Origin of the sequence: Providencia sp. PROV073, from assembly GCF_033688125.1 — a bacterium.
In the GTDB taxonomy this organism is placed as follows: domain Bacteria; phylum Pseudomonadota; class Gammaproteobacteria; order Enterobacterales; family Enterobacteriaceae; genus Providencia; species Providencia hangzhouensis.
In genome coordinates, this window is the sequence record NZ_CP096353.1 from 2374586 (window position 1) to 2389169 (window position 14584).

6 protein-coding genes are annotated in these 14584 nt (G+C 34.4%); 3 read left to right on the forward strand and 3 right to left on the reverse strand.

Going from position 1 to position 14584, the window contains the following annotated elements:
* Window positions 1-74: 74 nt before the first annotated feature.
* Window positions 75-7397 carry a C80 family cysteine peptidase gene (locus tag M1F17_RS10745; protein ID WP_318836970.1) on the reverse strand — a complete coding sequence of 2441 codons (7323 nt, stop codon included), beginning with the start codon at window positions 7395-7397 and terminating at the stop codon, window positions 75-77.
* Window positions 7398-7648: 251 nt separating this feature from the next.
* Here M1F17_RS10745 and M1F17_RS10750 point away from each other — a divergent pair, with 251 nt between their 5' ends.
* Both M1F17_RS10750 and ydeE read left to right on the forward strand, forming a co-directional pair.
* Window positions 7649-8806, forward strand: coding sequence for an iron-containing alcohol dehydrogenase (locus M1F17_RS10750; protein WP_094960576.1), 1158 nt, complete (start codon window positions 7649-7651; stop codon window positions 8804-8806).
* Window positions 8807-9108: 302 nt separating this feature from the next.
* The gene (ydeE, locus tag M1F17_RS10755; protein WP_144140019.1) at window positions 9109-10299 is read left to right on the forward strand and encodes an efflux MFS transporter YdeE; all 1191 of its coding nucleotides are present in this window, start codon (window positions 9109-9111) and stop codon (window positions 10297-10299) included.
* A gap of 48 nt (window positions 10300-10347) precedes the next feature.
* Here the strand turns inward: ydeE and M1F17_RS10760 are convergent, their stop codons facing one another.
* Complete coding sequence (locus M1F17_RS10760) at window positions 10348-11499, reverse strand: MFS transporter (protein WP_318836971.1); 1152 nt, start codon at window positions 11497-11499, stop codon at window positions 10348-10350.
* Between the two features lie 527 nt (window positions 11500-12026).
* Between M1F17_RS10760 and M1F17_RS10765 the strand changes: the two genes are divergently transcribed.
* Window positions 12027-13274 carry an MFS transporter gene (locus tag M1F17_RS10765; protein ID WP_094960579.1) on the forward strand — a complete coding sequence of 416 codons (1248 nt, stop codon included), beginning with the start codon at window positions 12027-12029 and terminating at the stop codon, window positions 13272-13274.
* A gap of 112 nt (window positions 13275-13386) precedes the next feature.
* Here M1F17_RS10765 and ada read toward each other — a convergent pair whose 3' ends face one another.
* The gene (gene ada, locus M1F17_RS10770) at window positions 13387-14463 is read right to left on the reverse strand and encodes a bifunctional DNA-binding transcriptional regulator/O6-methylguanine-DNA methyltransferase Ada (protein ID WP_036957739.1); all 1077 of its coding nucleotides are present in this window, start codon (window positions 14461-14463) and stop codon (window positions 13387-13389) included.
* Window positions 14464-14584 lie beyond the last annotated feature (121 nt).

The following is a 14584-nucleotide window of genomic DNA, read 5'->3' on the forward strand; positions in this document are numbered from 1 at the left end:
GATTTGGGCTAAATAATTACTTAAAAACCACAAAACTCTCTGTATTTTGGAGCCTTGTGGTTTACGCCTCCTTTCTAACTCGCTTTTTTCATATAATTATCAACAAGGTTGGTGGGCTCCCAATTCTTCTGTAAATATTCAATATCCTGAATACCAATACAGTTTTCTTCGTCTTGTAGGCGTAGTGTCGCTAACGTCTCCACTAAATGATTCAATTTTTGTTGGGTGGAATGCTCATTTTGCCCATCTAAAGACTGCACATGGACTACAGTGGGAGCTATCGTATTCGGATACTGAAATATTTTCACACTACGTCCCTGATCTGAAGTATAAATATATCGAGTTGCATTACTTCGGTGGTCAGGTTCTTCTCGAATAACGTCCTTATTAAAATTAATGAGGTAAATCGTGTTTTCACCGCCAAGGCTATACAACGAATTCCAGCCTACAATTTCGCCATTGATAATAAAACTATTTTTTCCGCTAGCGTCTGTTAACAACCCATTTGAACCATTAGAGATGAAGACATCATTCCCTTCACCACCATATAAATTGGTATCACTTGTTGATGCATAAAGAACATTATGTCCGTAAATACCATCTGGAATTGAAATGGCTCCAGTTACCGCTTGCGCTTTAAATACCCGCCCGACCCCACTTCTATCCCAAACTTTTTGTTCTGGTCCTTTTGTTCGAATAAACAAGCGCCTAAATGGCGTATTTTCACTAATATGTATATTTTTTATCTTTGTATCAAGAATTGATGAAAAGCTTAATTCGTTAGAAAAATTTTTAAACTCATCCATAGGATGCCAAATCTGTTCTGGCGTTAATTCTTTTTTATATTGACGCTGTTCAGCAAGGTAGCGAACTAAATGTGCCATACCATCATTATGAATATGGGCGGGCATATGGGAGGGTAACCGCTGATGATGATAAACTTGATTATTGCTATTTTTATTATTTTGGGGCATTTTTACTTTGACTGTGCGCAAATTAGATTGCGATGTGTAAAAATGATAAGTCTCTCCCCGTTCGTCTATGACCTCATACTGTGCTTTAAAATTAAATAAATGAATGTTATTAAATCCAACTTGATCTAATATTTCTGTATTACCGCCCCCTTTACTTCCATCAATTAAATAGTGGTCATCCCCTCCTTGTCCATCAAGTTTGTCATTACCCAAGTCAGATAGAATTAAATCACTATTTTCACCACCATATACATAATCATCACCGTTACCTCCATACAAAACATTCACTCCTCCATTTGAAATAATAATATCATTACCTTCCCCTGAATTTATGATATTTCCTATCATGCTGTTGTCTTCAATTAGGTCATCACCATTGTTTGTATCTAGAATAGGATAACGAAAATTATATCCCTTAGGAATTTTTATGTAATCATCATTTTCTGTAGGCAACTTTAAATATTCAATCGGTTGAATATCATGAAAATTCTCTCCCATTTTTATTCTAAATAAATTTCCATGACCGTCTTTAATGTGAATTTTCTTACTCATTGGGTATGATATATTAATGAAACTAATTTCAATTTTTTCATTACTAAACTTATCATATAAGAATATTGATGTTCCCAATGCCTTGATATTAAATCCATTCTCATAAGGTAATAGAATTGTTATATCAAACTCATTTTCCATTTCTGGTTTAATATTTGAAAAATCAAAAATTATTTTACCTTGAAAAATCTGATCTGGGTTAACTTGATAAACATCTCTTCCTTTAGTAACCATGATATGACAGTTTCTACTGACCATTAAAAGGTGGTCATCATTACTCTCTCCTTTATATTCTAACTTACTCGCTAACCCATGAAATTTAAAATCTCCCCATGATGGTTGATGATATATTTCATCATCTACTGAAATTGTTTTTTCACTCTCATCAATACTCATTGTAGAGCTAGCACCTCCCTGATAAGTAATATTAAAAATATTTTCACTTATAATGTGTGAAGCACTCGAGTCCAAATTATTTAGCTTAGTATTTAATACAAATCCGTCCCTTGTATATAATTGATACCTATGAAACATTTCCCTGCCGTGACTATCTGTTTTATATGTGTTTTTTAAAGCAACATTCAATATTAAATCTTTCGTTTCTGGCTCTGCTGAATTCATTTCAATAGTTAATACAAGATCATTACCAGAAATACTGACATTCTTTATTTCGCTTAACATATACCCTAAATTTACTCGACTTTGACCTTGTGTGTTTTCAATAATTACGGCTGATAATTCTAATAAATTATCATTTAATTCATCTTGATTATTGTGCCAATTAACCCGACGTAGAAAATAACTATCATTACCTTCTCCACCATTGACTATCCCTGATTCAAATATTAATTGATCATCCCCCTCCATACTTTGAATAAATGCAGTCATTGCCCCTGCATCTAATGTGTTGGATTCTTTATTACCTAATAATTCTGCTGTCGTAGAGATATCTCCAATTAGCATCACATCATTAACATTGCGCAAATGAATCGTCTTAACTTTATGATTAATGAAGGCCACCTCTGACGTTCCCTTGTTCAAATCGATATCTATTTTACTGTTGGATGGAATGTCTTTAATGATTATACTATTATTCCCTCCATTACCATCAAAATAAATTTCGTTAATTTCTTCAATGTTATTATCAAATAATAATGATAAATTTGTAATATCATCTTTTTCGCCGCCTACGAGAAACTTACTCCCTGCATTGATGTTAAATAAATTTTTTGAATTTTTTTTCCCAACGATAATATCTATTCCATTTCCTGGGTTAAAACTAATGTTTTTTTGCTTTGCTTCATTTTCATATCGGTAACCAATATTTTGCATGCCTTCATAAATAACCCTAGGCTTCTCACTTAATAATTCTCTTGCAATATCAATAGGCTGGTTTAAAAATTCATTCCCTAGTCTATTCACTCTGATATCATTATTTATATCAGGGTGAATCGTATTGGTATAATTATTTCTGGCCTGGAATAGCCGTAACTCTGATGCTGATAATGAACTTAGTTGTGTAGCAACCGACTGTTTTTTCTTTATGTTATAAAAAGTAGTTAGTTCGTTTTTATGTAAAAATTGTTTTAGTAATAAGCTATCATACTCAGGATTAAGTACAATAATGTCATTGGCAACCTCCTCGCCAATATTTTTATAAGCAATAGGAGCCGTTTTATTCACTAGTCTAAAACGATAATTAAAATTCAGTTCATTGACCCTCTGTGTTTGAAAGCTTTTTACCCAACGATTATCTTGAGAGTCATAATGATAATTTTCCCGAATAAAATTAATTTGCTCGATGGTATAGTAAGGCCCTATTTCATCACTATCAATATGACTAAGAGGTCCACGGTTATCCACATCAGCAAACTCTGCACTACTAATTATTTTTGAGTTATTTCTATAATAAATATAATGTTTGATATGTTCAACAAGGATCGGTTTACCAACCAATTGTAATTGTTCATCAAAACCTTGATATAAAAATGACGACTTGAACGTATCTAAGTCTTGCTGCCAATTTATATTTTTGAAGTATGCTAAATGCTGTTTATAACTAAATCGATTTAATATATTGTCTGATGGAGGAAAACCAAGTGCAGCACGAATACCTTCTCTGGCTTTTTCATCCCAGCCTAGAGATTCACCGAGTTCCTCTTCAATTTTTTCTACTGCGCGAATACCTGTATATACCATCCCTCCAATTAATAAGGAACCAGCAACAATTAAACCAATGACAGGTATTGCCGATGAACCAATGATTATACCGATCATGGTTACCCCCCCCACAATAATGTTAGCAATTGACAAAGAACCATTCACAATTAAGTCTTGGCGCTCTTTATCATTTGTAACCCTGTCTAGTTGTTCAAATGCTTCACAAGCTTGATAAATATCTAACCCCATTCCAATTAAATTAAATATAATTGTAATACGAGCTGTAATTTTTGATGATACATTAAATGACCCGGCTTGTTTGTAAGCCAGCTTAAGTAAAATGGGCTGCAAGACCATGTCCCCATAATTAAAAAATGCATTTGCACAGGCCAAATCAAGGTTTTTCTGTATTTCTCGTCTTTCTTGTTCTGATAGATTCGGATTATCTAATTCATCGATCAACTGGTAAACAGAGTTGATTGTTAGAAATATCCCTGTAGAACCAACTCCTTGTCCAAAATAATTAGCTATTTTGGCATAGGCTGGTAATTTAATACCAATGCGCCGTAAATCCCCCACCGTTTTATCTACACCAGCTTGACTATCAAGTTGTGATCCCTGAATAATTTGCAATTGTTCATGTAGTACTGCCCGTGGTTGGATCTCTGAGTTAACATCAATGCGTCGTGTTATTTGGTCATTTTGCAAACTCTTATTAAGCATTTTAATGAGATTAGTATCTTTTAGATCCTCAGTTAAAAAGGTTAGTTGGAACGCTAATTTATCAGGGTTAAATTTAACATCCCCCTCCCAGTTAGGTACCTGAATATGTTTAAAATCTAGTGGCTCACCATTTATTGTTGCCCCAATATCTCTAAGTTTATTTAATGATGTTACCTGCTCGCCAAAAGTAACTTCCGTATCATCAATCACTGATATTGCTGATGACTTAAAAAAAATATCTAGCTCACTCATTATGCTTTGCCGCATCCTGAGGTATGCTTCACTCTCTGTATTTATGATTTGCACTTCACCAAACAAGGCTTCACCCACTTTGTGCTTAAATCCCGCAATATTTCCTCTGGTTGATACTGAGCCATCCTCTTGCGTTATTTCTTGGTTAATATAATCATTAAAAACATTAGATAAGTGTTTCTTTGCCTGATTAAATTCTGAATGGCTAATAACAAGTTCGACACCTGTCGTATCAGATAAAGTCAAAAAATACTTATCATTACGTGAATAGCTTGTAATTGTATATGTTTCCTTATCACTTTGAAAAGTGATGTTCTGGTTATTTTCTATATTTTCAAATAATAATTTGTGAGATTGTTCGTCTATTTCATTAGAAACAGCAGCCCCTAATAAATCAAAATTCGATTGATATATTTCATCAAATTTATTGAGCACTTCCTGCTCTTTACTGGTAATATTACTTAATTCTTTTTTCCGTGTTAGTTTGGTTAGAACTTCAAGCTTTTTCTTAAGTTGCAAACTTTGTTCATCAGTTAAATTGCTATGCTGCAAAAAGTGTAAAAGGTAGATATTCTCAAATGAATGCATTTCAACTGGTAATTTATTTACTGTAACATCGAACCCCTCTTTATCTGATAACCTAGATAATATGGCATGGTTAGATTTTAGTGTTTCGTTTAAATCCAAAATCAATTTAAACTCTTTTCTTAATGACTTTTTATCTGCAAATGGTGTTTCAATATCAATATAAACCATTAAAAAATTCTCAATGTTTTGGTTATATTCTCTTAGCTTAATTGGGTCTTGAACTAATTTTAAAACTTCTGCATGATTAAAGCCTTGCCCACTAGGGAATAGCTCACTCAAACGGTTTATAGACTGCTTACTTAAGTAGTTTATTTTTTCAGGTTGGAGGCTCAAAAACCCTAAAATATTTTTTACTTCAATAGCTTGCTGTTTAATCCTAGTGGTGTCATCATCAATAAATATTGAATTCCACATATGAGAGAAATCATTTTCATTCTCAGCGTCACAAATTTTATTAATTTTTTTACTGATAATGGGGTCATATGCTGCAATATTTAATTTGTTCTTATCGACACTTCCATCTTGGAATGTAAAATACCCTTTTAAATAAAGGTGTTTATTAATATCAATATGCTCTGCTAGTAAATTACCTATACTAATATCTTCGAGTAATGATTTTATTTTATGTCTTGGTTCAAAATTATTTTCTAAAAAAATTTTAGTATATATCCCATTTATTTTTAGCTTACTCGTCAACTCCTCGCCAAAAATCGCCTTTTCTTCTTTTGTCAAAAGTGCCTTTTTATCGGTTAAATATAGAATAATATTTCCTGGCATTTTAAAAGCATATCTTGTTTTTAATACATTCAATGAGTTAGCATAGCTTTGAATAAAACCAGGTTCAGAATGAAGATTATCTATTAATATCCACTGTTGTTTAGATGCTTTTAGTAAATGTTCTATATCTCCATACTCTGAAAAAAATTCCATCGAATTCGGGTTTACCTGAAACACTAATGTATTATCGGGGGAATATTTTACTAGTTCTTCTGCATATTTTTTGCCTATAGAGCCTCTCCCTGAACGAATAATAATTTTGACAGTATCATTAAATTTCTGTGGATTAGCATTGACATCGTTTTTATTAATCATTAACCATAATGGTGTTTCTAATATTCCAACATTTTCATATTCACGAATTAGTTCACTTCTAAAATCACTATTAAATTGAGTATCTTCCGCATTTAACTTCTGTTTAAAAATAGCGTATGCATCATGATTAAAAACCACTTTTTTAATCAAATCAATATCGATTTTATACTCATTATTTGGATCCCTAAAAATATCCATAGTAGTAGAATGGTCATCTTTGATTAATTGCCAAACTTCTAACTCACCACTTCTTAGCTCATCGATAAAATATAAACTGGCATGCTTTCCATTAATATAGCTCTGTTGGTTAGTTTGGTTAACATTAATTTCCAACCGCCAATTCTTAGTAGACTGTTTTTCCCCTGCTAAATTATATGGCCAAGTTATTTTTTTACTGTCACTCGTGACACCGATAGGTCGATTATAACCTACTACTGGAAGATATATTCCATGCTTAGCTAATTCGACACTTGCCCTAAAAACAAAGTTTTCATTTACCCCCCCGCGTCCTAATTGGCAGCCTGCCAAAACAATCTTATTAGGTGGATATACCTTCAGTACATCATTTTTAAGATACTTCAACCCTGTAATAAGTTGGTAAGCTTGGTACCCTTCAAGGTGGCTTTGCTGGTTACGTCCAGTATATTGACCATGGCCAATAACCGCCCAACGTATTTTCCCGTTAACTTGAGTTTGTAAATCACCATGTAGTACTTTCCACTGTTCATTTTTAATATCAAACTGTATAACAAGCGAATTACTAGGAAATTTTGCTAATAATCTCCCCGTTGATTTAGCTGCTGTGTCATCACCTCCGATTTGGATTAAAACATGATAATTATATGTCGAGTCACTTGTAGGCCGACTCATTAAATGATGAAAAATTGTAAGCCTTGTGAATTCATCTATAGGATTAAACCAGTTAGATATATTTTTAAGTTCGGAAGACTGCTCCCCTACTAATGGACTGCCATCTATGTGTTCCGTTAAAAATATCAAATCATCATCTTTATTAATTATTTTATTATTAGTTTTCTTATCATTTACATTTATCATCTGAGTTTTCTTTCCATGTCAAATTAAAGCCCACCTTCAACTTAACAAGGTTGCCACATCAGTAAAATATATAAAAAAACAATTAAGATTAACTACAATTAACAACGCTCAAGATAATTTCACTATTAAAATATAAACCATCAAATCGATATGATACACAATCATTTTAATGATTATATTATGTTTACTTGTAATTATATTATATGCATGTAATTATTTGGATTCATTTCTACTTTCTACGAAGGCCATATATGAACAATTTCGAATTTTATAACCCCACTCGTATCATGTTTGGTGAAGGTAAAATCAGTGAACTTGACCGAGTTGTCCCTAAAAATGCTAAGGTTCTTATTTTATTTGGCGGTGAAAGTGCAAGAAAAACAGGAACCTTAAATGAAGTTGAGCAAGCTTTAGGATCTCGAACATTCGATCATTTTGGTGGAATTGAGGCCAATCCTCGCTATGAAACATTGATAAAAGCTGTCGATAAAATTGAAAAAGAAGGTTTCGATTTCTTGCTGGCGGTGGGTGGTGGCTCCGTCATTGATGGTGTTAAATTTATCGCAGCCGCGGTAAATTACCCAGGCGATAAATGGGAGGTGGTTACAAATAGAGGCTCGACTATAAAAACTGCGCTGCCCTTCGGTACAGTGTTAACATTACCTGCTACTGGTTCCGAAATGAACAAGGGTTCTGTAATTACTCGTGAAGAACTGCATTCTAAACTTGCTTTTATGAGCGACCATGTATTTCCTCAATTCTCTATTCTTGACCCAGTAAAAACCTATACTTTACCGACTCGCCAAATAAGTAATGGTGTTGTTGACGCTTTCGTTCATGTTATTGAACAATATTTGACTTACCCAGTGAATGCTTACGTACAAGATGCATTCGCAGAAGGCTTATTGAAAACATTAATAGAGATTGGACCTAAAGCGCTTGAGACTCCAAAAGATTATGATATTAGAGCCAATTTAATGTGGACAGCCACCTTGGCTTTAAATGGTTTAATTGGTGTTGGGGTACCACAAGACTGGTCTACTCACATGTTAGGCCATGAAATCACTGTGCTGTATGGTTTGGATCATGCACAAACACTCGCTATTGTTCTACCATCCATGCTGACGGAAAAATTAGCCCAAAAACAGGCCAAATTAGTGCAATATGCAGAACGAGTTTGGGGAATTACGTCAGGTTCTGACCAAGAGAAAGCATTAAATGCCATTGAGTTAACTCGAGAGTTCTTTGAAAAAATGCAAGTAGGTACTCGTTTTAGTGACTACCAACTGACCCAAGAGGTTATTGAACCATTAGTTAATAGCTTAGCTGCACACAATATGGTGAAATTAGGTGAGCACCAAGATATTAACTTAGAGATTAGCCGCCGCGTATATACGGCCGCTTTATAATTTCCTCCCACTCGAAAAGGTGCAAACTTGCACCTTTTTCTTTTTTATCACCGAAAGCCCTTTTCCTTATAAGTCATTTAAATTTATCGGTTATTACAACAGCATATAACGTTTAATTGGCTAGATTGTATTTCATATTGCCAGATTTTTAATTGAGAATGGCACATTAGCATCAGCAAAATATTGTTTTCAATTTTGAGCATTAATCACCATATCTCACCACTGTAAATTTAGGTATTTTATAGCTTACAGATAGTCCGAAACAAATATATAACAACAATTAATAAGTTAGGTTGTGAGCCATGTTATCTAAATTTAATATATCAAACAGTGCATTACTTGCATCGTCTCTGCTCTTAACGATTGGGCGTGGTGCAACATTGCCCTTCATGGCTATTTACCTAACCCGTGAATATGAAATGGCTATTGATATTGTCGGTGTTGCAATGTCAATGGCTATGGTGGTTGGTGTTTTATTTAGTATGGGATTTGGTATGTTAGCAGACCGCGTTGATAAAAAACGCTGTATGCTATTCGCAGTTATCGCCTTTATTTGTGGGTTTATTGCGATACCTATCGTGAATAATGCTATTTTAGTCATTATTTTCTTTTCGTTAATAAATTGCTCTTATTCCGTATTCTCAACGGTACTAAAAGCCTATTTTGCAGATACCCTTACGGTTGCATTAAAAGCAAAAATATTTTCCTTAAATTATACCTTCATTAATATAGGCTGGACTGTTGGTCCTCCCATTGGCACCTGGTTATTAATGTATAGTATTAACTTACCATTCTATTTAGCTGCAATTTCAGCCGCTTTTCCAATCTTTTTTATACAACGGTTTGTACAGAGCATAAAACCGATACCATTAGAAGAAGGCCAGACCCGCAAATGGAACCCTGTCTCTATGCTACGAGACCAAGTGCTGGCATGGTTTATTTTATCAACTTTCTTAGGTTCATTAGTTTTTGGAACTTTTACCACTTGGATATCCCAATATGCCATCACCGTTGCTAACAGTGATTTTGCCCAAGTGGTTATCGGTGTTATTTTGCCCGTAAATGCTATTGTCGTAGTGACGTTACAATATACAGTCGGTAAACGTATCACTCCAGATAACTTAAGAGAATTGATGACATTAGGTAGTCTATTTTTTATTTTAGGGTTGGCAACCTTTATGTATGCCCATGAAAACTTATACCTATGGGCTCTTGGCGCCTTTATTTTCACTTTAGGTGAGTTAATCTACGCCCCTGGCGAATACATGTTAATTGATAGTATTGCTCCAGACGGAATGAAGGCCAGTTATTTTTCGGCTCAATCTTTAGGGCTACTTGGCGGTGCATTTAATCCGATGTTAACAGGAGTTGTATTAACTGAACTTCCCCCCTATTTTATTTTCATTATTCTTATGTTTATTACATTTTTAGCCTGGCTATCCATGCTAAATGGAATGCGTCTAAGAAAAAAACAATTATTAGTTACCCAATAGCATTTTTTCTCCACTGAAAAACATTTTCGGTGGAGAAAAATGACCAATCTACTGCCTTTTTATTCTCTGTCTTATCGGTAAAACTAAACAAATAGCTGAACTCAATAATGCAATAGTCATGATTATAGAAACCTTAAGATAATTTTTCGAAATGAGTAAAGAAAATATTGGTAATGCAGATAATAAAATCAAGTTGTTAACACTCTCGGATATAGACAAGACAAAACCTTTATTCTCTGCACTTTGCCTTGCTAACATTGCGGTGCTTATCGGAGAGGCCAATCCTAACATCCCACCAATAACAGTTAAGCATAATCCATGACCAATTAACGAAAGCCATCCACTAAGAAATAAGATAATCGTTACTATGATTATTAAAATAATAACCACGAGTTTTGTATTATTTGATACTTTAATTTTTTCAATTTTTGCAACTAAGCCATTGCCAAATAATAATCCCATCCCAAATAATCCCATTAAGCTACCAACCTCCGCACTTTCTAAGTGGGATCGTTGCCTTAATATTTCACCTGCAAGCAAGAATATACAAACTGATACCCCATTCCATAAACCTTTCGCTAATATGAGTCTGGTAATACCTACATGTTTAATCGCTTTAAAAGATAATTTTTTTCCGACAGTTTTTTGAGAGTGCGGCAGTGTAAATAGCCCTATAATGAATACGACTAAGCACCCTATCGCGGTATAAATAAAAGGGGCGTACCAAGCAAAATACTGGACTAATATCCCTGCAATAATTGGCCCCGTAATAATACCGACAGTTATTCCCACCATAATACTCCCCATTGCTGTAGCTTGTTTACTTTCACTAATTACATCAGCAATAAGTGCGAAGATAACGGGAACAAGTGCAGCAGTAGCCAATCCTCCGAAGCCCCTTAAAACAAGTGCAGTCAATAGATTAGGTGAAAAAATAATGACTAAACTATCGAGTGATAATAGCAAAAGAGCCATAAGCACAATTTTTCGTCTATCAATTCTATCTGATAAAAAACCAATAATAGGAGCTGCCAAGGTATAGGCCAACGCATAAGCCGATACCAACCACGTAATTTGGTCAGGTTGAACATGAAATACCGTTGCTAACGGCGATAAAATAGCCGACAACATAAATTCTGCGGTACCAACAAGGTATACCGCTACTGCCGACAAAAGCAGCAAGTAATGAGTAGAAGTCATAGTTTTCTCGTTTTGATATATATTGCATTATCCAATCAGTGCTTATGATTGGTATCGATATGGTTTTATTTAAAAAAAATTAGGGGAGTTTTTTGGCAGTGAGTAGCTAGTTGTAAGTAACGTTTAAATACTGGAAGTATTGAGATGATTAATTAAGGTAACAAACTGAAAGATAAGAGCGAATAGAGGTCTATTAAATCTTAAACTTTAATTAAATTCAAGAGATTCCTGCAAAGTTAAATATATATTAACAAATATTCCATCTTCTTAAATTTAGCAAAAATAATTACTATCTGATTTCCTTGTTCCTATGCATTTAATACGTAATATTACCCATTCAAATACACTAATTCCTGCGATTAATCGACTATTAGCCACTTCTATGTCAAAAAAAACTCTCATTATCTATTTTATAATGTACAAACAATAACATGATAGTTGCTTCCATATTTGGTTATTAAATCAATAGAATAGTTTATTTAACAATCACATTAAAGCATGTTTAGGCTAACGGAAGGTATATAAACATGAATATTATCACTCGGCTTAAATTCGTTTCATTTCTACAATTTTTTATCTGGGGATCATGGCTAGTTACTTTTGCATCTTACCTATTCAATACATTACATTTCAAAGGCGGTGAAATCGGCTTAATTTTTAGTACATTAGGTATCTCAGCCTTATGCTCACCGATTATCATCGGATTTATTGCAGATAAAATTGATAACAGAAAACTTGTATACACTACATCACATATCATTTCTGCTGTATTTCTAATCGTAATGGCTCATAGTGATTCAATAACCCTACTATTTATTGTGACATTAGTTCATCTAATGTTTTATATTCCAACTATTTCTATTTGTAATAGTATTGTTTTTGAAATGTTGAGCGCTGAAAAGCTCGATTCTGATGTTTATTTTCCTAAAATACGCGTTTACGGTACCTTAGGCTTTATTGTCGCTATGTGGACAATTAGCTTATTAAAATTGGAAATGAGTTTTTATCAATTATATATTGGTGCTATTGCATCGATTGTACTCAGTATTTTTTCTATTTTCTTTATTTCAACACAGAGCTGTAAAATTGAGAGAAAAGAAGAAAAACCCAGTTTTAGTTGTCAAAATATTATTTTTCTCTTTAAAAAAGGACGAGTTGCAGTATTTCTATTCTTTGCCATGTTATTAGGCTCTGTTTTACAAATTACCAATACCTTTGGCGTTCCCTTTTTACAAGATATGGCATTAATGCCTGAAGCTAGAGGCTCGGTTTTTTCTGAATATCCCACAATCTTTTTATCAATATCGCAATTTTCAGAAATTATATTTATTTTGCTTTTACCGCTATTACTCAAAAAATTCAAAATTGAAGCTATCCTATTTATGAGTATGATCGCGTGGATTTTACGATTAGGTTTATTTGCTTACGGTGATTTCACTGTGATTGGTACTATCGCTTTATTTTTATCCATGGTTGTATACGGCTGTGCATTTGATTTCTTTAATATCGCGGGAGCACTATTCTTAGAAAAAGAAATTGCCCCCGAATTTCGTTCAACAGCACAAGGTGTATTCACCACATTAGTGAACGGTTTTGGTACATTTTTAGGCGCGGTATTATGTGGATGGGTTATCGAACTGAATACGGTCAATGGTGTGGTGAATTGGAAAACTTTCTGGATGATCTTTACCGGCTACACTGCGAGTTTTACACTTCTCTATGTCATTTACTTGTTCTATCCTAAAAATAGTCAACCGAAAACTGCCATTCAATGACTCGTATTCCCCTTATTCATGAGCCATATATACAGAATAAGGGGGTTATATTATTTCAAATGTGTGATTTTGAAATAGTCATATTAGGGTTACTCTTCATTTTTAGTGCAATTTAATTATTATCTGCCTTATACTTCGCCTCTTTTAGCAATAACGCTTGTTTTCGGTCAATACCCCAACGGTAACCAGAAAGATCACCATTACTCCTAACAACACGGTGGCACGGTATTGCTACCGCTAACATATTTGCACCACAGGCATTAGCTACCGCTCTGACTGCACTAGGCTGGCCAATTTTTTCTGCAATATCACTGTAACTCTTTGTTTCCCCAACTGGGATATTACGTAAAGCTTGCCAGACGCGTTGTTGAAATGCAGTACCTTGAATGTCTAATGGTAAATTTAAACCAATTTCAGGCGCCTCAATAAAACCCACCACTTGAGCGACTAGTTGTTCAAAGTCGTCATTTCCTCCAATGAGCTCTGCGTTCGGGAATTTATCCTGTAAATTATTCAATAACTGCTCAGGGTCATCCCCTAACAAAATGGCGCAAACCCCTATCGGACTTTGTGCAACTAATAATGTTCCCAACGAGCAAACCGCAAGAGCAAAATAAATTTTACTGCCTCTTCCTCCTGATTTCCATTCACTCGGCGTCATGCCTAGTCGTTGAGATGAGGCTTCATAAAAGCGACTATTTGATTGATAACCTGCATCATAAATAGCATCCGTAATTCGTTTTTTTTCTTGAAGCTGTTGCTGCAATGTTTTATGGCGAAATGCATCCGCATATGCCTTTGGTGTTAACCCTGTCTGTGCTTTAAATAAACGGTGTAAATGATAGCGACTCATACCAATATAATCAGCTAACTCTGCCAAGCTCACCGTTTGTTCCTGCTGCTCAATATAACGACAAGCCTTTTCAATTTGTTCTTGATAAAATTGGGTTAATTGTGACGTTTCTGTCCGAAAGCGTTTTCCAGCACAGTAGCCTTGTTCAATAGCTTGCTGTTCATTATCGAAAAACTCAACATTATCTCTATTTGGTAAACGCCCCGCCGCAGATGGATGGCAATAAATAGCAGAGGTTCTTACACCGTAAACAAAATGACCATCTGCGGATTTATTCCTTTCAACCACCGCTTGCCACCTCTGTTCTGGCGTTTTCCACAAATTTTTAGTTATCATCATGTCGCCCTTCGCTGGTTAATTACATTAATTATGACAAACTTCAGTCCTAAAAAACTCCGAACATTGCTTTTTAATTCTAGCTTTATCCGTCCAGCACAAGGCCATAATTACATGAATT